This is a genomic window from Streptomyces sp. NPDC059169, from assembly GCF_042755225.1.
Classification (GTDB): Bacteria; Actinomycetota; Actinomycetes; order Streptomycetales; family Streptomycetaceae; genus Streptomyces.
Window position 1 is genome coordinate 40,523 of record NZ_JBHZCF010000012.1, and the last position, 21,448, is coordinate 61,970.

Sequence of the window (21,448 nt, forward strand, 5' to 3'; positions counted from 1 at the left end):
TTACTTCCCGTCCATTCGCCTGCGGACGCTCAGCGGCCTCATGTCGGTCCACACACGGTCGATGTGGTCCAGGCATTCCTGCCGGGGCCCGCGGAATCCTTCGGCGGCCCACCCTTTCGGAACGTCGCGCTCGGCCAGGAGAATCGAGTACTGTTCCTCGCCGTTGAGCACAACGATGTAATCGACGCTGTCATCGATGTCCGCCATGATCGACCTCCGTATGTCGTCGGAAAACACTGTGAACTGCTGCGGTACCGCCCTCTCGCACTTTTCCGTGCGATCGGCCTCTCTAATTCCGTCCGACTCGCGTCGTCATCACCACCACGACCGCGACCAGGGGCGCCAGTGCCGCCAGGAGCAGACCCGCCCCGGCGCCGTATCGCGTCACGAACCAACCGGCCACCGGGCTAGCGAGGGCGATGCCCACGTAGCCGATGGCGGAGAAGTATCCGAACGCCTCCGCCAACCGGGCCTGCGGCGCCTGTTCGGAGACGAGCAGGATGACCGCGCTGTCGCCCGGGGCGAAAGCCAGCCCGGCGACCAGGAGACAGACCACGGCAAGCCACAACCGGGGTGCCGCGACAGCGCTCGCCATGACCATGCCGTATGCGGCGATCAGTACGCACGCCACCGTGCGGGTCCTCACCTTCCGCAACGGGTGCGTCGACGGCAACGCGGCGTAGACCGAGCTGCTGATCGCACTCGTGGCGAAGAGGCCTGCGAGCACCAGACCGCCGTTCGTCGCTGGCTTGCCGTGATCGACCATCAGGGCCGGCAACGCCACGTCGAGCGCGCCGAGGTTGATCCCGATACCCGTGTTGAGCACGAGTGGCGCCCACAGCCAGCCGAGCAACGCGCGCACCGAGGAGTGCTGCTGCGTCGGGCTGCCCGGTTCTCTCACCGGCAGCGTCCAGCTGAGCACGGCGCCTCCAGCCGTCACAGCGGCCACGACGCCGACGCATGCCTGCGGTCCGACCGCGGCAGCCACCACGGCCGCCAGCGCCGGCCCGCCGATCCACGCCACCTGCACCGCCACCGCGTCGACCGCGTACGCCTGGGCAAGCTGGGTGGAGGGGAGGAAGTGGGGCAGGAGCGACCGGTAGGCTCCGCCCACACCGGCGCCGGCGGACGCGGCCAGGACGACGAACACCAGCAGCAGCCACAGGGGAGCTCCCGCGGACGCCGCGACCGACGTGGCGACGAGCCCGGCGGTCGCCGCGAGCAGTGACCACCCGAGGGCCTTGGGCAACAGGGCCCGGTCCATCTGCCGGCCTCGCCACGGAGCGCACAGCGCGTAGGTCATCGCGCTTGCGCCGCTGAGCAGTCCACTGCCCACGAACGACCCGGACGCCTGGTGTGCGGTGAGCACCAACGCGACCGGCAGCGAGGTCTGCGGCAGCCTGGCCAGGGACGCCGCGACCAGCCACCGGTACCAGACCGGATTGTGCCGCAGCAGCTTCGTCGGTGCGTTCACCGGTGGACCGGCAACGGTTGTCTGCACGTGGTGGCTCCTCTTCTCAGATCGGCATCGCGCCGCTGAGCAGCGCTTCGCGCTCGCTGGGCAGCATCACGTCGGTCGTGTCGAGCCGAGCCGTCGGATCGGCCACCGCGGCCCGTATCACCTGGACCAGACGCTGGGTCAGCGCGACGACGGTTTCCTGCTCGAAAATGTCGTCGGCGAACTCGACCAGGCCGGCCATGCCCTCCGGACTGCCGTCGGGGCCGCGCCGCTCGGTGAACGAGAACGACAGGTCGAACTTGGCGGTCTGCACATCGACCTGCCGCCTGCTCACCGCGACGCCGGGGAGGTCGAGCGCGACCTCGCCCGAGCCTTGCAGCGTGAGCGTCACCTGGAAGAGCGGGTTGTGGCTCAACGAGCGTGTCGGCTTGAGCGCCTCGACCAGCCGCTCGAACGGCACGTCCTGGTGGGCGTACGCGGCCAGGTTGGTCTCGCGCACCCGCGCCAGCAGTTCGGTGAACGTCGGATTGCCACTGGTGTCGGTGCGCAGTACCAGGGTGTTGACGAAGAAGCCCACCAGATCGTCGAGCGCGTCGTCATTGCGACCGGCGATCGGCGCGCCGATCGGGATGTCGGCACCCGCGCCGACCCGGGTGAGCAGGCCGGCCAGAGCCGTCTGCAGTGCCATGAACAGGCTGGCGCGTCCGGCGCCGGCGAACCGGGCGAGACCGGCGTGCAGTTCTGCGTCCAGTTCGAAGTGCACGGTCCCGCCCCGATGGCCGCGCACGGCCGGGCGTGGCCGGTCCAGCGGCAGGTCGAGTTGCTCGGGCAGGCCGGCCAGCTGCTCGGTCCAGTACTCCACCTCGTTCGTGGCGGCCCCGCCGTCGGCGCCGAGGATCTCCCGCTGCCACAGTGTGTAGTCCGCGTACTGAACCGGCAGCGGCGTCCACTGCGGTGCGTTGCCCGCACGCCGGGCCGCGTATGCGGTGGACAGGTCCCGCAACAGCGGTCGCATCGACCAGTGGTCGGTGGCGATGTGGTGCAGGCAGATCAGCAGCACATGCCGGTTCGGGCCGAGCCGGAAGAGCACGGCCCGCATCGGCGGCGCGCCTGCGAGATCGAACCGACGGTCCACTTCGGACGCCATCGCGTCGGCGATCTCGGCCTCCGAGGTGTGCACCGTCGTCAGAACGGGGCTCCCGGGGTCGAGGACGCGCTGCCACGGCTCGTCGCCGGACACGGGGAACGCGGTCCGCAGACTTTCGTGCCGGGTCGTCACGTCACCGAACGCCGCGCGCAGTGCGGCCTCGTCCAGCTCACCGGTCAGTGAGAAGGCCGACGGGATGTGGTAGGCGGAACCGTGACCCGCCGACGTCTCCAACTGCTCCACGAACCACAGCCGGCGCTGCGCGAAGGACAGCGGCACCCGCTTCGGGCGGGGCATGACGCTGACGACCGGCCTGCTCGCCGCCAGGTCGTCGATGGCGTTGGCGATGCCTGCGACGGTCTGCCGTTCGAAGATCACCCGCACCGGCAGGTCCACGCCCAGCACCGAACGCACCCGGCTCGCCACCCTGGCGACCTGCAACGAGTGGCCACCGAGCTCGAAGAAGTCGTCGTCCACCCCGACCTCTGCGATCTTCAGTACGTCGGCGACCAGCCGGCACAGCAGCTCTTCCTGCGGGGTGCGCGGGGCGCGGCCGCCGGTCGTCCACTGTGGGGCCGGCAGTGCCGAGACGTCCACTTTGCCGTTGGCGTTGACCGGCATCCGGTCCAGTACGACGAACGACGCCGGGACCATGAACGCGGGAAGGGCGTCGGAGGTGTAGCGCCGCAACCGCGCCGGCACGAGCCGGGTACCGTCCACCCCCACCGCGTACGCCACCAGCCGGACGTCGCCCGGCGCCGGCTCGACCGCGATCACGACCGCACGCGCCACGTCGGGGTGCTTGAGCAGAGTCGCCTCCACCTCTCCCGGCTCGACCCGGTACCCCCGGATCTTCACCTGCTGGTCGGCCCGGCCGACGAAGACCAGGGTGCCATCGCCGGTCCACCTGGCCAGGTCGCCCGTGCGGTACATCCGCTCACCGGTGTCCGCGAACGGATCGGGCAGGAACCGCTCGGCGGTGAGTCCCGGCCTGGCCAGATAGCCGCGTGCGACGCCCGCGCCGGCGATGAAGATCTCACCGACCACTCCCGGCGGAACCGGCCGCGACTCCCCGTCCAGCAGGTAGATCCGCTGGTTCCACACCGGACGACCGATCGGAACGGCCGGGGACCGTTCCCCGGCGGCCGCCCGGCCGGACTGGACGAGCATGGTCGCGGCGTGCGTCTCGGTGGGACCGTAGTAGTTGATCAGCCTGCGTTCCACGGGACCGCTCAGCAGCGCACGCATGTCATCGCTCAGCATCAGGGCGGAGCCTGCCTGCGCGACGTCGGTGAACGCGGGCAGTTCGAGGCCCTCGGCGACAGCGGCCGAGCAGATGCTGTCGATCATCAGTGTCGGCGCGATGACCATGGTCACCCGGTGCCGGTCCATCCAATGCACCAGTCGTACCGGGTCGGTGCGCACATCCGGTTCGGGGATGGCGATCGTGCCGCCGCTGACCAGGGTGGGCAGGGTTTCCTCCAAGGACACGTCGAACCCCACGCTCGCCAGCTGGGCGACGACGCCGCCGGAGCTTCCCGTGTCGCGGTCCGCCTGCCAGCACACCATGTTGAGCAGACCGGAGGCCGGCATGACCACGCCCTTGGGCGCACCGGTCGAACCGGAGGTGTAGATCAGGTAGGCCGCGGCGGTGGGGTCGCCGGTGCTGCCTTCGTCCTGGGCGAGTGCCGTCACCGGGTGCCGGTCGATCCGCGCCATGTCGTCGGGGGAATCGATGACCAGCGCGCCGGGCACCCGGTGTGCGTGCTCGCGGTGGGTCACCACGGCCACCGGCGCGGCATCATCGATCATGAAACGGAGTCGTTCGTCGGGGTAGTCCGGATCGACCGGTAGGTAGACAGCACCGGCCTTGACCGTGGCCAGCAGCGCAACCAGGAGGTCCACCGACCGCTCCAGCAGCACCGCGACCACCCGCTCCTGGCCCGCTCCCCGACTGATCAGCTCCCTGGCCAACTGGTTGGCCCTGGCGTGCAGCTCCGCGTACGTGACGCTGATCGTGTCCGTGACGGCGGCGATCGCCGACGGTGTGCGCGCGGCCCGGTCGTCGAGCAACGTCACCAGGTCGGCGGCCGGAAGGGGCCGGGCGGAGTCGTTCCATTCCGTCAGCACCCGGTGCTTGCCGGCCGCGGACAGCAGTTCGCCCTGCAGCACCGGACGGTCCGGATCGGCGACGGCCTGTCCCAGCACCTGGCAGAACTGCTCGACCATGGCCTCGACGGTGCCCTGGTCGTACAGGTCGGCGGAGTACTCGACCATTCCGTCGATGCCGCACGGCGTGCCGTCGGCAGATCGCCGTTCCTGGACCGAGAAGAACAGTTCGAACCGGGACACTCCGATGTCGACGGGGTCGAACCGGGAGCCAAGGCCGGGCGCGTCGAGCGCGGGATCGACGTGCGTCTGCACCGCGAGCATCACCTGGAACAGGGGGTTCAGGCCGAGCGAACGAACCGGGTTGAGCGCCTCGACCACGTGCTCGAACGGCACGTCCTGCGCGTCGAACGCAGCGAGATCGGTCGCCCGGACACGCTCGATCAACTCGCGGAAGGTCGGCTCCCCGGAGGTGTCGGTGCGCAGCACCAGCGTGTTGACGAAGAAGCCGACGAGGTCGTCGAGTGCCGCGTCCGTGCGCCCGGCGGCGGGTGCGCCGATCGGCAGGTCGGTGCCCGCGCCGAGCCTGGTCAGCAGAGCACCGAGACCCGCCTGCAGCAGCATGAACAACGTCGCCTGGTGCTCACGGCCGAGATCGGTGAGCTGCTGGTGCAGTGTCGCGTCGAGGTTGAAGGGCACACGTCCGCCGCGGTAACTGGTGGTGGCGGAACGGGGGCGGTCGGTCGGCAGGGCGATCTGCGCAGGCAGGTCCTCGAGCGCCGTCAGCCAGAAGCCCAGTTGCCTGGCCAGCATCCCGTCGGCGTCGTCGTCGGCGAGTTCCCGCTGCCACTGGGCGTAGTCGGCGTAGTGCACGGGCAGGTCCGGCCACGTCGGAGCTTCGCCGGCCGTCCGGGCACGGTAGGCGGTGGACAGGTCGTGCCGCAGCGGCTCGAACGACCAGCCGTCGACGGCGATGTGGTGGAACGTCAGCAGGAGCACGTGCTCCTGCGGGCCGTGGACGAACAGACACGCCCGCAGCGGCACGTCGGCCGACAGGTCGAAGCCCTCGGCCGCACGCCGTCGGACCGCCTCCGGCGCCTCGCCGGGCTCGACGTGGATCTCCGGCATGACGGTTGCCAGGTCGGGGACTTCCAGCACCTCCTGTCGCGGCGTGCCCGACTCCGCCGGGAAGACCGTGCGAAGGGTCTCGTGCCGGGAGATCACGTCGCGCACCGCGTGCCGGAGTGCGTCGCGGTCCAGCTCGCCCGACAGCCACAGCGCCACCGGGATGTTGTAACCGGCCCCGCCCCCGGCGACCCGGTTGAGGAACCACAGTCGTTGCTGCGCGTACGACAACGGGACGTGCGCGGGCCGTTGTTTCGGTTCGACGGGCGGACGTGTCGTCCGGTACGCGTCGAGTTTGCCCGTCAGACCGATCGGAGTCGGCGAAGCGAAGAACTCCCGCGCCGTGACGTCGATCCCGAACGCGGCACGCAACCGGCCGAGAACGCGGGAGGCCAGCAGCGACTCACCGCCCAGTTCGAAGAAGTCGTCGTCCGGAGCCACCGCAGGCAGGCCGAGGAGCTCGGCGAATATCGCCCGGACGAGATCGGTTCTCGGGTCCGTTCCCGACCGCACCCTCGTGGAATCGTCATACACGGACATGGAAGCCCCCTTGTGCGGCAACATGGTGCTCGGCATTTCAGCGACAGTTCGGTTTCGACCGGCGGACAGTGCCTGGTACGAGGTCAGTTGAGCTGGGCGTCCCGATCACTGGGAGGAGAACGCGAGAGGCAGCGACTCGAGACTGTTGGTGACATAGGACGGTGCGCGTCGTGGCTCACCGACCTGCTCGATCCTCGCCACGCTGCGCATGGTCTCTTCGAGGAACACGCCGATCATCACCCTGGCCAGCGGTGCACCGATGCAGAAGTGGCGACCGCCGCCGAAGCTCACGTGCCGGTTCGGGTTCCTGTTCAGCTGGAGCTCCATCGGCCGGTCGAACACGTTCTCGTCCCGGTTGAGGGACGACAGCCACACGCTCACCGCTTGACCCGCCTTGATCTCGACGTCACCGAGGAACGTGTCGGCGACAGCGGTGCGCATGAGGTGGTTCACCGGCGTCGTCCAGCGCACCAGCTCCTCGCTGACCGACCGGAGCGAGACCGCCCCGGAGCGCAGCGCAGCCAGCTCCGCCGGGTTGGCGAGCAGCGCGAGGAGACCGCCGGCCAGTACCTGACGCGTCGTCTCCCCGGCTGCCACGGCCAGGTTGTCGCAGGTCAGGATGATCTCGTCGTCGGTGATGTCCAACCCGTCCGCCTGCGCGAGCACGAACGCCGACACCACGTCGTTCGTCGGTCGCGCCCTGCGCTCCTCGATCACCTCGGCGTAGTAGGCGAGCACCTCGTGGTGCGCCTGCTGCGCGGCCGTCCCGTCCAGGTCCACGATGTTGCCCACAGCCGCTTCGGCGTAGCCGGCCATCCGCTCCACATCCTCACCCGCGACGCCGAGCAGGCCGGCGATGACCTGCATCGGGTACGGGGCTGAGACGTCGTTGACGAAGTCGTGGGGACCGGCATCGATGACGCCGCGCAGCAGGGACCGCGAGACCTCTGCCGCCCTGGCCCGGAACCCGGCGGCCGCCTTGGGCGTGAAAAGCGCGGCTGCCGCCTTGCGGAGCACATCGTGCCGGGGCGGGTCGGAAAGCGTCATCATCACGCCCGCACCCGGGTACGGATCGGAGAGATTGGGTCGCAGAAACGTTCCGTTGGCCGAGCTGAACCGTTTCCAGTCGCTCAGTACCTCGAGTCCCTCGTCATAGGTCGTGACCGCCCAGAACGGATCGTGATCCGGTTCGTCGTGCCAGGAGACCGGACATTCTCTGCGGAGTCGCGCCCAGACGGAATGCGGATCGCCGTGGGAGTAAAGATGGGGATCGGTCAACCTGGTGATGGCCGGGGCACCCACGTGTGAGCTCCTTCGCGTGGTGAGTGTCAGTCGCTTTCTTCGGCGGAGACCGCTTCGGTCACTCAGGACCTCCTGCCTGCCTGGAGCCGCCGCCGGCCGGTCAAGGGGCCGGCCCGGACCGCAGCGACGCTGTGGGCGTCCGTTTCCCTAGGATCGTTCGGAAGGCGCGATCATCCCGGTCTCGATGGCCAGCCGGTCGAAGAACGCGGTCCAGTGACGCCACATCTCCTCGGCGGAGTCGAGGACCTGCCGCTCCTCCTCCGGGGTGAGTCCCGAGAACAGGGCGTTGGTCGCCTGGTCGACGTGGTCGGGTTCCTGGGTGACATGGATGTCGACCCACGCGTTGCGCTCCCTGCCGGACTCCCGCTTGACCGCCTCGCCGATCGCGGAGACCATCAGCAGGTCCGTGACCTCGGTGGCATAGATGCCGCCGAGGGCGGAACACCGGTCCGTCGAGCACTTCTCGTACCGGGCCAGCAGCGCGGCGGTCTCCGCGAACGGCGCTGAGCCGGTCACCGTCCGGCGGTCGTAGCCCGCCTTCTCCATACTGTCGGCATAGATCACCTCGTGGGCAGCCTTGGCCGACCGAACACCGACCTCCTGCGACAGGATCCGTGTGATCGCGCTCTTGGACTCGATGTCGGGCAACGCCGAGATACAGCGCGCGAGGAAGGTCGGGAAGTAGTGCAGCGGGTGCCACCACTGGCCGAGGAAGATTCCCACGTGCTCGTGCGACAGCGCGCGGCCGTGTACCTGCTTGAAGAACTCGTGGTCGGCGAAGGAGCGGTGCACCTCGTTACCGGCGAGTCGATCGGATATCGATTCCACGATTTCGACTGTCATGATGTTCGTCTCCTTCTGCTCAATGACTTCACTGCGACGGTGACGTGAATTCCGCTGTGCCGAGCACCAGTATTGGGACACCGGTGGGACTGAGACAGAGACGCCAGACCTATCCGGTGTAGCCATGACGACTACGTGACGCCGCGTGCGCATGGTGAAGGCGGCCCCAGCGGGATTACCGGTCTCCCGCTCGCGCGTCGACCATGCCGGCGGCGAGCGTCGATCCGTCCTGCGGGTCGACGAGCAGGAACGAACCGGTTCGTCTGTTCTCCACGTAGTCGTCGACAGCAAGGTGTTCGGCGGTGCGGATGCGTACACCGCCGATCTCGTTGGCGGACAGACCGTCGTCGCAGGGCAGCCGGCGGGCGTCGGTGACGTCCATGCTGTAGTGGATCCGCTCCACCACCGCATGGACCGTCCGGGTTGTGTGCTTGAGCAGCACACGCTGTCGCTCCCGCAGCGGGCGGTCGTGCAGATGGCACACGTGGGCGGTGATGTCCCGCAGCAACTGGGGAGCGGGGCCCGCGGTCAGCATGTCGCCCCGGGAGATGTCGATCTCGTCGGCGAGCCGAACGGCCGCCGACTGTGGTGCCCGCACGCTGCCGGTCTCCTTGCCGAGCACGCTGAGACCGACGATCGTGCTGGTCTCCCCGGAGGGTTGCACGACGACGCGGTCGCCAACCCTGAGGACGCCGGAGACGAGTTGTCCGGCCGGCCAACGCTCCACCACCTGCCGGGGCTCCGAGGAGTGCCGGATCACGTACTGCACCGGCATGCGCAGCGGCTTGCCGACCGGATCCGCTGCGACCGGCACGTTCTCCAGGTGGGACAACAGTGTGGCGCCGTCGTACCAGTCCATCCTGGTCGACGGTTCGACCACGTTGTCACCGGTCAGCGCGGACATCGGAATGGCGGTGACATCCGCCAGGCCCAACTCGCGCGACCGCTGGGCGAACTCGCGCGCGATCGCGGTGAAGGCGGACTGCCGGTAACCGACGGTGTCCATCTTGTTGACCGCCAGCACGACGTGCGGCACCCGCAGCAGTGCCGCGATCGCGCCGTGCCGCATCGTCTGCGCGACGACGCCGTTGCGCGCGTCGACCAGGATCACCGCCAGGTCGGCGGTGGAAGCGCCGGTGACCATATTGCGCGTGTACTGCGCATGGCCGGGGGTGTCGGCGAGGATGAACCGCCGCGCCGGCGTCGCGAAATAGCGGTAGGCCACGTCGATGGTGATGCCCTGTTCCCGTTCCGCCCGCAGACCGTCGGTGAGCAGAGCCAGGTCGGGACCGTCCTGACCCCGTCTGCGGGACACCTCCTCGATGGCCGCCGCCTGGTCGGCGAGGACGGACTTGGTGTCGTACAACAGCCGCCCCACCAAGGTGGACTTGCCGTCGTCGACCGACCCGCAGGTGGCCAGCCGCAGCAGGCCGCCCGCGAGGCGGCCGGTGGTGCCGGCCTGATCTGCCGCTTCCGCGACACCCGTTGACATGTCTAAAAGTACCCTTCTCGCTTGCGGTCCTCCATGGCTGCCTCGGACAGCCGGTCATCGGCCCTGCTCGCGCCGCGCTCGGTCACCCGGCTGGCGGAGATCTCCGCGATGACCTCTGCCACCGTCGAGGCGGACGAGTCGATCGCGCCGGTGCAGGACATGTCACCGACCGTGCGGTACCGAACCCGGCGCTCGCACAGGGACTCGTCGTCCCGGGGGCCGCCCCAGTCGCCGGGCGCCAGCCACATACCGTCGCGCCGGAACACCTTGCGCCAGTGCGCGAAGTAGATCTCCGGCAGCTCGATGCCCTCCTGCTCGATGTACTGCCAGACGTCCAGCTCGGTCCAGTTGGACAGCGGGAAGACGCGGAAGTGCTCGCCGGGCAGGTGGTGACCGTTGTAGAGCTGCCACAGTTCGGGCCGCTGGCGGCGCGGCTCCCAGGCACCGAACTCGTCCCGCAGGCTGAACACCCGTTCCTTGGCGCGTGCCTTCTCCTCGTCGCGCCGACCGCCGCCGAACACGGCGCCGAAGCGACCGTTGCGGATAGCGTCCAGCAGGGGGAGGGTCTGCAGCGGATTGCGGCTGCCGTCCGGCCGCTCGCGGAGCGTTCCGTCGTCGATGTACGACTGCACGGAGGCCACGTCGAGTCGAAGGCCGTGCTTCTCGACGATCCTGTCGCGGTAGGCGATCACTTCGGGGAAGTTGTGGCCGGTGTCCACGTGCAGCAGGGAGAACGGCAGCGGCGCCGGGGCGAACGCCTTGCACGCCGCGTGCAGCATGACGATCGAGTCCTTGCCACCGGAGAACAGCAGCGTCGACCTGTCGAACTCCCCTGCCACCTCGCGGAAGATGTGAGTGGCCTCGGCCTCCAGCATCTCGAGGTGCGTCAGCGGGGGCACCGGTTCCACGCGCGGGACGGTGTCTCCGGGACGGCCGGCGGGCACGGCCCCCGCCGGGTCGGTCACGACAGACCCCGGTTCGTGAGCAGCACCCGCACCTGGCGGACCGACTCCTCGACCGTCTGGTGCTGCGTGTGGACCCGCAGATCGGGATCGACCGGCACCTCATAGGGATCGTCCGCGCCCGTGAGACCGCTGAGTTCACCTGCCGCCTGCCTGGCGTAGAGGCTCTTTACGTCCCGGTCGGCGCAGATCTCCACCGGGGTCGCCACATGCACCTCGACAAAGGGCACGCCGCCTGCCGTGTGCAGGTCCCGGACCGCGGCGCGGGACAGCGCGTAGGGGGCGATGACCGGCACCAGCACGGTGACGCCGTGCCCGGCGAGCAGCCCGGCCACGTAGCCGATCCGCCGCACGTTGACATCCCTGTCCGCCTTCGAGAATCCCAGGTCCGCGCAGAGTGCGGCACGGGCCTCGTCACCGTCGAGCACCTGGACCCGGTGTCCACCGGCGCGCAACTGTTCGGCGAGACCCACCGCGATGGTGGTCTTTCCCGCGCTCGGCAGGCCGGTCAGCCAGACCGTGCCGCCCTGCCACTCGGCCGGTGCGCCTTTCGGTTCGCTCATGTGCGGATCTTCCTTTCGCGTGCGCTCCGGGTGGGCGCCCCCGCACCGCAGATGCGCACTGTGGTGCCGGTCCCCGTGCGGTCGCGTGACGACGGTCGGCGGATGGGTGGTCACGGTCTCTCCCATTGGTCGGCGGACTGTCACAGGGGGTGCAGACCGGGGAAGGTCAGGCCGAGGTTCTCCGGCCGTCCCATGCGGATGTTCAGGCACTGCAGGGCGTTGCCGGCGCCGCCCTTGACCAGGTTGTCCAGTGCGGCGATCGTGGTCAGGCGCCCCCTGTCCTCATCGACCGCGTAGCCGACATCGCAATAGTTGGAGCCCAGGAGGATCTTCGGGTCGGGGTAGCGGAAGGTGCCGCGTTGGTGCGCGACGACCCGGACGAAGGGTTCCTCGGAGTACTGCTCCCGGAAGGCTCTGCGCACGGTCTGCTTGTCCACGCCGGGGCGCAGCGTGGCGTGGCAGATGGTCTGGACCCCGCGGACCGCTTCGACGCCGGTGGCGGTCATCTCGGCCGACAGGCCCAGATGCCGCGAGATCTCCGCTTCGTGGCGGTGCCCGGTGGGCGCGAACACGCGCATGGAACCGCTGCGTTCGGCGTGGAGATTGGCCGGGCCGGCCGTGGCTCCCGAGCCGCTGGAACCGGTCCGAGCGTCGAACCGGGCTCCTTGCCCCGGATCGATCAGGTCTCGGGCCACCAGGGGATACAGGGCGAGTACGCCGGCCACGGCCATGCAGCCGGGCACGCTGATCAAGTCCGCGGTGCGCAGACGGTCGCGGTGCAGTTCGGGAAGGCCGGGCACGAAATCGGCCAGCAGATGCGGGGCCTGATGCTCCTCGCCGTAGTAACGCCGGAAGACCTCGGTGTCGTCGAGCCGGAAGTCGCCGGTCAGATCCAGGACGAGCTTGGACCGCTGCGTCCAGTGCTCGATCTGGGTCATCGCCACCCGGTGCGGCAGCGCCAGGAACACCGCGTCGCACTCTCCGACCTCGTCGGCCGAACAGAAGGTCAGATCGGTGGCGGACCTCAGATTCGGATGCACACCGTCGACCCGTTTCCCGGGGAAACGGGACGAGACCGCGCCAACCACCTCGACCTCGGGATGTCCCAGCAGCAGCCGCAGCAACTCCCCGCCGATATAGCCGGCCGCACCGGCCACCGCCACCCGCATCACGACCGCACCCTCCTCGCTGCCATACGCCGACGCATCACCACGACTCCTTCCGGTCCGAACCGACGGGCCATACGGAAGAAGCTACGAACCCGTACGCCTCACCCGCGTCCGCAGCGAACACAGCACCGAGGAGACGTCCGACGTAGATTCCGTCGTCCGACTAAGCACCCCGATTACCTGACGTGATTGCTGCGTGTGCCAGCCTTGAAATCGGCTCCGGTGCGTCGTGGAGTCAATGCGGTGTTCCTCAGCGCTGCCATCACGCCATGAGAGAGAGACAGACCAGGTGAGGGTGACTCAGAACCCTGACTTCCGGCGGCTGCGGGCCGCGCAGGGCGTCAGTCAGATAGGCAGCCAGATCGGCTTCCTGGCGCTGCCGCTCGCCGCCCTCCAGGTGCTCCACGCCAGCGTGTTCGAAGTCAGTGTGCTCACCGCGGCGCAGATCGTGCCCTTTCTGCTGATCGGTCTACCGGCCGGGGTGTGGATCGACCGGATGCCCCGACGGCCCGTCCTGATCAGCACCGACCTCTTCCGCGGGCTGCTGCTGCTCACCGTCCCGCTGGCCTACGCGCTGGACACGCTCACCCTCGCCCAGCTCTACGTGGTCGCGTTCGGGCAGGGTGTCGCCACCGTGTTCTTCGACGTCGCCTACCAGTCGTACCTACCGGACGTGGTCGAGGCCGATCAGCTGACGGAAGGGAACGCCCAGCTGGAGCTGGCGCGGTCCGCGTCGCAGTTGATCGGCCCCAGTGCGGGCGGCTGGCTGATCTCTGCGTTGCGGCCCCCGGTCGCGCTGGGCGCCGACGCACTGTCCTTCCTGTACTCCGCGTTCATGGTGTCCCGCATTTCCGCCGAGCGGGAGAAGCCGGTGGCGACGGACGGCAACCGGACGACCTGGTCGGTGCTGTGGCGGGAGGTCGGCGAGGGGCTGACCTTCGTACGCCACCACCGCCTGCTGGCGCCGCTCGCCGGGGTCGGGGGGCTCCTCAACTTCTCCTATGGCATGGTCGCAGCGATCTTCACCACCTACACGGTGCGTGAACTGGACTTTTCTGCCGCGAAATTGGGCACCCTGATGGCGATCGGGTCGCTCGGCGTCGTCCTGGGGGCCAGCGTGGCCCGCAGGCTGTCACAACGCCTGGGCACAGGACCGAGCATCGCACTCGGTGCGCTCCTCAACGGCGTCGGCCCGCTCGCCACGCCCGCCGCGCCGGCGTCGGCCCCTGAAGTCATCATCTGCTGCGGCCTGTTCGTGCAGTCGTTCGGCGTGGTGCTCTTCAACGTGAACCAGGTCAGCCTGCGGCAGAGCATCACTCCGCGCCCCCTCATGGGTCGCATGACCGCCACGATCCGGTTCGTCATGTGGGGCACGCTTCCGGTCGGATCGCTGTGCGCCGGTGCACTCGCCTCGAGCATCGGTCTGCGCCCCGCCCTGTGGGTGTCGGCGGCGGTCGGCGCCCTGGCGTTCCTCGGGACCCTGTTCTCCGGCATCCGCACCGTGGGCACGGGGAAGGTTTCGCCGCCGGACTCGGCAGCCCGTACCGCGGCTGACGAACCGACAGAACTGGGCGACCGCACCGACGTCAGGTGAGTTCGCGGGCAACGCGGTCACAAGCGTGTTGACCCGGCTCTCCCGCGGTTGAGCCCCTCGATTACCACGAAGCGATCCCAGTCCTGTCATTTTCGATGCTGGCCCTGTTTCTCGATGCCAGAACTGGAACTAAAGCTGGAGGTCCCTACGTGAAATCCGTACTCGTCCTCTCCAAATGGAATGTCGGCGCGGTGGCCCCGGCGTCCGAACGGCTAAGAGCCCGCGGACTCCGATCGGTACTGATATCCGAGATTCCGGACACCCCCCTCCGTGACGCATGCGACGACCACGTCGTGGTGGACTGGGACAGCGAGGACCTGTCCGCGCTCACCGCCCGGCTCGGCGCGCGCGGCATCGTTCCCGTCGGCGTCGTCAACGTGCTCGAACCATTGCTCCTCTGGCAGCGCGGCCTGGCCGCACACTACGGCCTTCCGGGCGCCGGCGTGGGCCTCGACGTGCTGGCCAGCAAGACGCTGGTGCGAGAGCGCATGCGCGAGCTGGGGCTGTCCTCCGTCGGCTTCTGCGCCGACCCGGCGGGGGTCGATTTCTTCCCCGCCATCGTCAAGCCCTCACGTGAGTCCACGGCCTCGCGGCTGGTTCGCCGGGTGGACACTCCGGCCGAACTCCTCGCTTACGGGCGCCACCTGGCGGAGCGCGGCTTCGGCGACACGGAAATGATCATCGAGGAGTACCTGCCCGGTGTCGAGTTCTCCGTGGACGGACCGGTCGTGGACGGCCGCTTCCATCCGGTCCTGGCTGTCGAGAAGCCCGATCACGACGACGTCAGGCACCACGACGCGGGACTTCGCGTGCATCCCCCCCAACAGGATCACGTGCGTGCCGGTGTCCCCGTCCTGACCGAGATGCTCAACGTGCTCTGCGCCGACCTCCGCCTCGACCACGTCTGGCTGCACGTCGAGGGCCGGGCCGACGAGGACGGCCGTACGGAGTTGGTGGAGATCAACCCCCGGTTCGGGGGCGGCATGTATCCGGCGGCGATTGAGGAGATCAGCGGGATCGACCCGGTGGAGGCGGTCGTCTCCATGGCACTGGGCGAGTTCACGCTGGACCGACTGGGCCCGCTTCGCGACCGGACGATCATCGGATGGGTCGACGTGGAAGCCGACGAACTCGGCCGGGTGGAGATCAGCGCCACGGAGGACGACCTGTGTGCACTCCCGGGCGTCATCAAGGCGGTGGTCGTCAACGGCTACGAGGTGACCGACCTGGAGAAGGAGAACTACTTCCTCCGTTTCGCGGTCACCGCGGATTCGCTGGGTGAATTGCGGGATCGCGCGGCGCATGTCCTGAGTGCCGTCGGTGAATGGCACGTCGTATGACGTTCCCGAAAGGTCGCCGCGATGCGTCGCGGCGATGAATCCGTCACGGACACGCAACGCACCGTACGTCCATGGCATCGCAGCCACACAGCGGCTCGCGTTTCTGCCCCCGGCCCGGAGGAGACTGAGAGAATGGATGAGCTGAAGTTCACGCTCGGCAATGCGCGTCACGACCTGCTACGAGACAGCGGCGACTGGGACAAGTTCAGGCGGTTCTGGGAAGACCTGCCACGGGATCCGTACATGGGGGACGGCGGCACTTACCGCCGCCGTAAGCACTCCGTGATTTCGTACACCGTCGCCGACGGCACCGTCGCGTCGCTCGACCAAGACGGTTTCCTCCAGAGCAAGGAGATCAACCGTCTGAACGGCGGCATCGTCCGCCGCTTCGAGCCAGTGGACCAGGCCCTGCTGGACACGGCCGTGTTCCGGCTGCTGCTGGCCCATTTCGTCCCGCGCATCGCGGAGATCACGCCCGCCGGCGAACCTCTCGCTCCTGTCCGTCGGATCAACATCCACCAGCACCGCATCGTGGCCACCGAGAGGGAATCCGGGAATCCGACTCCGGAGGGAATCCACCGGGACGGTGTCAAGCACATCGTCATGATGCTGATCGCTCGGAAGGACGTCACCGGCGGGGTCAGCACGCTGTACGACAACACCGAATCACCGGTACTGACCCACACCCTCAGCGACCCCGGAGACTACATATTCCTGGACGACCGCACGGGCCTCCATTCCGTATCTCAGGTACGGGTCGCCCCGGCGGCGGTGGAGGGGTATCGCGACATGTTCTTCATGGAGTTCTGCTGACGAGGAGGACCGGGAGGTCTTCGACGCGCTCGACGCGCGGACCGTCGTCGTTCCCGGAGCCGGCACACTCGACGTCGTGGTTTCGTCACCGGGCCCGCTCTCCGGCCGCCCACCACGAACAGCGCCGGGCCCTGGAAGCCCAGATCTCGACCCCGCTGGAGGACGGGAACCCCGGGTCCGGCGAGCGGCACGGAGAAGCGGACCGGTGGCAACACCGGCACCACGCTCCGTGCCGACGCATCAGACGCCCCGGCCCTCGTTCCCGGCCAGGGGCGAAGCGATGCCGAATGCCTCCTCCACCGCCCGGTTCCGCGCTGCCGTCAGGACCCGCGACACACGCGTCCGGACCTGACTCAGCGGGCCGGTGAGGTGGTCGCCCGGGTTCCGTTCGCGTAGCCGGCCAGCACGACCTGAGCGTCTTCGTTGTTGAGGGCCGACAGCAGCTGGGACACCTGCTCCTTACCGCGCACGACGTGGACGGTGCGGCACTGACGGGTGATCAGGACCGTGCCCTCGTGGAGCTGCTGGTAACCGAAGAGTCGTGAGGTACGCATGGTTCTCCCATCGACGAGGGCCAAGGGCCATCAGCTCGAACGACCGTCTCCGACCGTCCTGCCGGCGTAGAAAAGCTACGCGCAGATCACCACCGTGTGCGTCCGCGGCAAAGGTAGCGACGGAGATGCACGGCGTTGCTCCCAGGTCCTTCCGGCTGCGAGTTCCGTTTACCGGGGTAAGCGACACGCTCAGCCGCAGGAGAGAAAAGTCAGCATGCCGTGTATCCGCGGATGCGTTCACCGGGGACGCACCTGACGCCGGCGCGACCGTACCGTCTTGCTTCAACGTGAAAAACCGGCGGTCCCGGCCGGAACAATCGACGGAAAGGAAGTCACCCCATGCCCACCATGCAGGCGTGTCCTGAATGTGAGGACGAGGTGCAGGTCAGCCCGTCGGCGCGGCTCAACGAGATCATCGATTGTGCGGGCTGCCGAAGCGAACTGGAGATCGTGGCGCTGAGTCCGATGGTGCTCGCCCGGGCACCCGAAGTCGAGGAGGACTGGGGAGAGTAACGCCCGCGCGCAGGCATGCGCTACCGGGCTCGACCACGGCCAGCGCAGAGACGCTCGGCCTCCCGCCCGTATCCCATCCGATTCCCCGGCGAAGTGGAGACACTGTGACCACCAGACCGCTCATGGTCATCAAGTGCGGCGGCAATCCGTCCGTCGACGCCGCGGGCATCTGCGCCGACGTCGCCGGGCTCGCCGGTGAAGGACAGTCCGTCCTCCTGGTGCACGGCGGCTCCGGGGAGATCGCACGACTGGCCGGGAGACTCGGTGTCCCGCAACGCACCCTTGTCGCACCGGACAAGGTGGCCACCCGGTACACCGACCCGGCCACACTCGAGGTGGTCGTCCTCGCGCTGGCCGGCGGGGTCAAACCGAGGATCGTGGCGGAGCTGTCCAGACTCGGGGTGCCCTCGGTCGGCCTCACCGGCCTGGACGGCGGCATGCTGCGCGCCCGCCGCAAGTCCGTCGTGCGCTCCGTCGTGGACGGTCGCACGACCTTGGTTCGGGACAACCTCAGCGGCCGGCTCGAGGAGGTGCGTACCGAGCTCCCCGAAGCCCTGCTGCGCTCCGGCTTCGTGCCGGTGGTCTCGCCGCCCGCGATCGACGAGCACGGTCAACCGGTGAACGTCGACGCCGACCGGGTCGCGGCCGCGCTCGCGGCGGCGCTCGGCGCCGACCAGCTGGTATTGCTGACCGGCGCACCGGGGGTGCTCGCCGACCCCTCCGACGAGACCAGCGTGCTGGGCACCTACGAGGTACCCGCGGCCGGTGCGCCCGGTCGGCGCATCGGCGGCGGCATGGCGCTCAAACTCGTCGCAGCCCGCGAGGCGCTGACCGGCGGAGTACCGTCGGTCCGCATCGCGGATGGTCGAGTGCCCGATCCGGTCAACCGAGCCCTGGCCGGATCCGGCACCGCCGTGACCATGAGCCCGCGATCCGACGACCGGCTCGGACAAGCCCTCCCGCCCGCGGTATCCGCCTCACAGGGAAAGTAGCTGACGATGCCAAGCAGTTCCTCGGCGCCCATCAAGCGCGTCGCGTTCGTCGACGCGTTCGCGATGGGACGCCTTCTCCTGCCCGTCATGAATCGGCTGGGCATAGAGTGCGTGCACGTGCAGTCCCCGAACCCCGACGTCCACCTGGTCCGTCTGCCGTTCCCCGAGGGGTTCGTGGCCAATGTGCGGCACCAGGGTGATGTCCCGGCCACCGCCTCTGCACTGCGCGAGCTCGGGGTGGACTTCGTCATCTCCTCCGGGGAGTCGGGCGTCGAGCTGACCGACCGGCTCGCCGCCGAACTCGGCACTCTCGGGAACGGGATGAGCCGGCCGACGTCCCGCCGCAACAAGTACGACATGGTGCTGGCCCTGCGTGCCGCGGGAGTCGAGTCGGCGGCCACGATCGTCTCGGCCGACGCCGACGAGATCATCAAGTGGGCCGAGACGACCGCCGGTTATCCGGTCGTCCTGAAACCGGTCTCCAGCTGCGGCACCGACAACGTCGTTGCGTGTTCGTCCGCGGATCAGGTGCGTGCCGTCCACGAGAAGATCATGACGACTCCGGACCGCCACGGCTTGCCCAACACGGTCGTCCTCGCGCAGGAGTTCCTGGACGGGGACGAGTACTTCGTCAACACGGTCAGCCGGGACGGCAAGCACCACACCGTGGAAGTCTGGCGGTACTACAAGACGCGGCTCCCCGGCGGCAACATCATCTACGACTACAACGAGCCGCTGGCACCGGACGATCCCGTGGCCAAGAAGGTGGAAGCCTATGCCCACCAGGTGCTCGACGCCCTGGAGGTCCGGAACTGGGCCAGCCACACCGAGGTCATGATGACCGCCAAGGGGCCGGTGCTCGTCGAGTGTGCCGCACGCTTCGGCGGGGGGCAGGTTCCGGAGATCGCCCGCCGCTGCCTGGGCACCAACCAGATCGAGCTCGTGGGCCTGTCCGTCGTGGACCCCGACGCGTTCGACCGACTGCCCACCACCGCGTACCAGTTGCTGGAACGTCTGCGGTACGTGCATCTCATCAACCCGAGCGATCACGGTGTGGCTCCGTCCGACGAGGCGATGGCCGCTGTCCGGGCGCTCCCCTCCTACGTCCACGCCGTCACGACGCATCCGGCGGGGGACCCGCTTCCCCGTACGGTCGACGTCGCCACCCAGCCGGGCTACGTGATCCTCATCTCCGAGGATCCGGAGCAGCTTCGCGTGGACTACCGCAGACTCCGGGAGATCGAACGCGACCACCTCTACGCCGACAGTCCGCGCTAGACCAGGGCGCCGAGACGACTGCGGCGCACCAGAGGGAGGAACCTTTGTCCAGCAGCGTCATAACCGCTGGCCGGCTGCCGGCCGCGGCGGCCCACGTGCGCGCCGGGTCGGCAGCGTGAGTACGGAGACGGGGGGCCGGGCGCGCACCGGTGAGCCGCGATTCCGTGACACCCTGCGCGGTCTGCCCCGCCAGGTCTGGATCATCAGTCTCGGCAACCTGATCCTCCAGGCCGGCACGTTCCTGCCGGTGTTCATCGTTCTCTACGTGACCCAGCACGGCCATTCCGCCGGGGTCTCGGGGCTCGTGCTGGGGGCGTCCGGTCTGGGCCGGGTCCTCGGCAACGTCATCGGTGGCCACCTCACCGACAGCATCGGCAGACGATGGGCCATCCTGCTGTCCGTCCTGGCCACCTCCGGGCTGACGGCGTCCGTGCCGTTCCTCGGGCCGCTACCGACGATCATCGCCGTGGTCGGTCTCATCGGCCTGGTGTCACAGATCTACCGGCCGGCCATGGCGGCGGTGCTGGTCGACTCCGTGACGTCCGCCCAGCAACGGCTCGCCGCCTTCGGAGTGCTCCGGTTCGCCCAGAACATCGGCTCCACCCTCGGCGGCGTGCTCGGCGGCGTACTGGCGAGCATCTCCTACACGGGTCTCTTCCTGGTGGAGGCTGCCACGCTGCTGCTGTTCGGCGTGATCGTGGCCGTACTGCTGCGCGACGCACCGCAGCCGCGGTCCCCATCCGGCACCGCGAAAACGGGGGCGGACCCGGCGGTCGGGTACCGGCAGGTGCTCACCGACCGCGTCCTGGTGCGCTTCCTGTTGATGACCGTGTTCTCCATGTTCGCCTACATCCAGACCGCGGTCGGCCTGCCCCTGCATGTGGACGACGTCGGGCTGAGCGCCCGTGACTTCGGTCTTCTCATGGGACTCAACGGTCTGCTGGTGGTCCTTCTGGAGCTGCCCATCACCAGCGTGATCTCGCGGTACCGGCCGGAGTACGTCCTGGCCGTCGCCAACCTGCTCACGTGCGGCGGTCTCGCACTGTCCGGGTTCATCTCCTCCATGACCCTGCTGGCGGCAACGGTGGTGATCTGGACGTTCGGCGAGATGGCGTACTCCTCCATCGTCCAGGCCCACCTGGCGAGTCTCACTCCGCCGGGGATGGTCGGGCGTTACCAGGGGCTGTACGGCGCCGCGTACGCGCTCGGCACGGGTGCGGGACCGGTCGTCGGCGCTGCCGTGTACGCCATCGACCCCTGGATGCTGTGGATCCTGGTCGGCGTGCTGGGACTGCTGTGCGCCCAGCTCAGTCTGGGACTGCGCGGCCCGGACGCCGCCGCCAGCGAACCCGTTCCCCAGCCCGACGGCGCACCACCAGGGCGCACCACCTGACGGAGGCACTGCGTCCGCGGCCGGGGTCGGCATGCCGACCCCGGCTTCGGCTTCCCCAGAGCACCGGGGGCAGTACGGGCGTCGTACGCCCTCTCGTCGCTGCCACGGGTCCACTGCCGGTCGCGCTGCCGTGTGCCACGAAAGCGCCGCGGGGGGGGGGGGGGGGGTTTTCCTCTCTGCGTCTGTGTGTCGGTTTGTTCTGCCCCCCCCCCCTTTTTTTTCCTCTTTCTCCCCCTTACAGCTCCCTCCGCTGTTCTCCC

The 21,448-nt window shown here is 68.8% G+C and carries 17 protein-coding genes and 1 pseudogene; 8 read left to right on the forward strand and 10 right to left on the reverse strand.

Annotated elements, in window-relative coordinates:
• The 9 genes from ACFXOM_RS22230 to argC all read right to left on the reverse strand — a co-directional run bounded on the left by ACFXOM_RS22230 (position 1) and on the right by argC (position 12,711).
• The gene (locus ACFXOM_RS22230) at positions 1–207 is read right to left on the reverse strand and encodes an MbtH family protein (RefSeq protein ID WP_384939903.1); all 207 of its coding nucleotides are present in this window, start codon (positions 205–207) and stop codon (positions 1–3) included.
• 82 nt (positions 208–289) lie between these two features.
• Entirely contained in the window at positions 290–1,501 is a 1,212-nt protein-coding gene (locus tag ACFXOM_RS22235; protein WP_384939905.1) for an MFS transporter, read from the reverse strand.
• 16 nt (positions 1,502–1,517) lie between these two features.
• On the reverse strand, positions 1,518–6,380 hold the full coding sequence (locus ACFXOM_RS22240) for an amino acid adenylation domain-containing protein (RefSeq protein WP_384939907.1): 4,863 nt from the start codon (positions 6,378–6,380) through the stop codon (positions 1,518–1,520).
• Between the two features lie 105 nt (positions 6,381–6,485).
• On the reverse strand, positions 6,486–7,682 hold the full coding sequence (locus ACFXOM_RS22245; RefSeq protein ID WP_385038960.1) for a cytochrome P450: 1,197 nt from the start codon (positions 7,680–7,682) through the stop codon (positions 6,486–6,488).
• A gap of 147 nt (positions 7,683–7,829) precedes the next feature.
• Entirely contained in the window at positions 7,830–8,525 is a 696-nt protein-coding gene (locus ACFXOM_RS22250; protein WP_384939911.1) for an iron-containing redox enzyme family protein, read from the reverse strand.
• Positions 8,526–8,700: 175 nt separating this feature from the next.
• On the reverse strand, positions 8,701–10,017 hold the full coding sequence (locus ACFXOM_RS22255) for a sulfate adenylyltransferase subunit 1 (protein ID WP_384939913.1): 1,317 nt from the start codon (positions 10,015–10,017) through the stop codon (positions 8,701–8,703).
• A 2-nt stretch (positions 10,018–10,019) separates the two neighbouring features.
• Positions 10,020–10,892, reverse strand: coding sequence for a sulfate adenylyltransferase subunit CysD (gene cysD, locus ACFXOM_RS22260; RefSeq protein ID WP_384940019.1), 873 nt, complete (start codon positions 10,890–10,892; stop codon positions 10,020–10,022).
• 86 nt (positions 10,893–10,978) lie between these two features.
• Positions 10,979–11,542 carry an adenylyl-sulfate kinase gene (gene cysC / locus ACFXOM_RS22265; RefSeq protein WP_384944150.1) on the reverse strand — a complete coding sequence of 188 codons (564 nt, stop codon included), beginning with the start codon at positions 11,540–11,542 and terminating at the stop codon, positions 10,979–10,981.
• A 140-nt stretch (positions 11,543–11,682) separates the two neighbouring features.
• Positions 11,683–12,711, reverse strand: coding sequence for an N-acetyl-gamma-glutamyl-phosphate reductase (gene argC / locus ACFXOM_RS22270; RefSeq protein ID WP_384940021.1), 1,029 nt, complete (start codon positions 12,709–12,711; stop codon positions 11,683–11,685).
• 295 nt (positions 12,712–13,006) lie between these two features.
• On the opposite strand from argC, the gene ACFXOM_RS22275 reads away from it, so the two are divergent.
• From ACFXOM_RS22275 to ACFXOM_RS22290, 4 genes and pseudogenes are all read left to right on the forward strand, one after another.
• Entirely contained in the window at positions 13,007–14,305 is a 1,299-nt protein-coding gene (locus ACFXOM_RS22275; protein ID WP_384939917.1) for an MFS transporter, read from the forward strand.
• A gap of 149 nt (positions 14,306–14,454) precedes the next feature.
• Positions 14,455–15,645, forward strand: a complete 1,191-nt coding sequence (locus tag ACFXOM_RS22280; protein WP_384939919.1) for an acetyl-CoA carboxylase biotin carboxylase subunit family protein — start codon at positions 14,455–14,457, stop codon at positions 15,643–15,645.
• Positions 15,646–15,777: 132 nt separating this feature from the next.
• Entirely contained in the window at positions 15,778–16,458 is a 681-nt protein-coding gene (locus tag ACFXOM_RS22285; protein ID WP_384939921.1) for a 2OG-Fe dioxygenase family protein, read from the forward strand.
• A gap of 13 nt (positions 16,459–16,471) precedes the next feature.
• Positions 16,472–16,619, forward strand: a pseudogene (locus ACFXOM_RS22290) (IS110 family transposase); the annotation flags it as partial.
• Positions 16,620–16,811: 192 nt separating this feature from the next.
• Here the strand turns inward: ACFXOM_RS22290 and ACFXOM_RS22295 are convergent.
• On the reverse strand, positions 16,812–17,012 hold the full coding sequence (locus ACFXOM_RS22295) for a hypothetical protein (RefSeq protein WP_384939923.1): 201 nt from the start codon (positions 17,010–17,012) through the stop codon (positions 16,812–16,814).
• 339 nt (positions 17,013–17,351) lie between these two features.
• Here ACFXOM_RS22295 and ACFXOM_RS22300 point away from each other — a divergent pair, with 339 nt between their 5' ends.
• From ACFXOM_RS22300 to ACFXOM_RS22315, 4 genes are all read left to right on the forward strand, one after another.
• Positions 17,352–17,525: a lysine biosynthesis protein LysW gene (locus ACFXOM_RS22300; protein WP_361992562.1), complete on the forward strand. Its 174-nt coding sequence runs from the start codon at positions 17,352–17,354 to the stop codon at positions 17,523–17,525.
• A 104-nt stretch (positions 17,526–17,629) separates the two neighbouring features.
• Entirely contained in the window at positions 17,630–18,517 is an 888-nt protein-coding gene (locus ACFXOM_RS22305; protein ID WP_384939925.1) for a [LysW]-aminoadipate kinase, read from the forward strand.
• Between the two features lie 6 nt (positions 18,518–18,523).
• Complete coding sequence (locus ACFXOM_RS22310; protein ID WP_384939927.1) at positions 18,524–19,795, forward strand: ATP-grasp domain-containing protein; 1,272 nt, start codon at positions 18,524–18,526, stop codon at positions 19,793–19,795.
• A 115-nt stretch (positions 19,796–19,910) separates the two neighbouring features.
• Entirely contained in the window at positions 19,911–21,188 is a 1,278-nt protein-coding gene (locus ACFXOM_RS22315) for an MDR family MFS transporter (protein ID WP_384939929.1), read from the forward strand.
• Positions 21,189–21,448 lie beyond the last annotated feature (260 nt).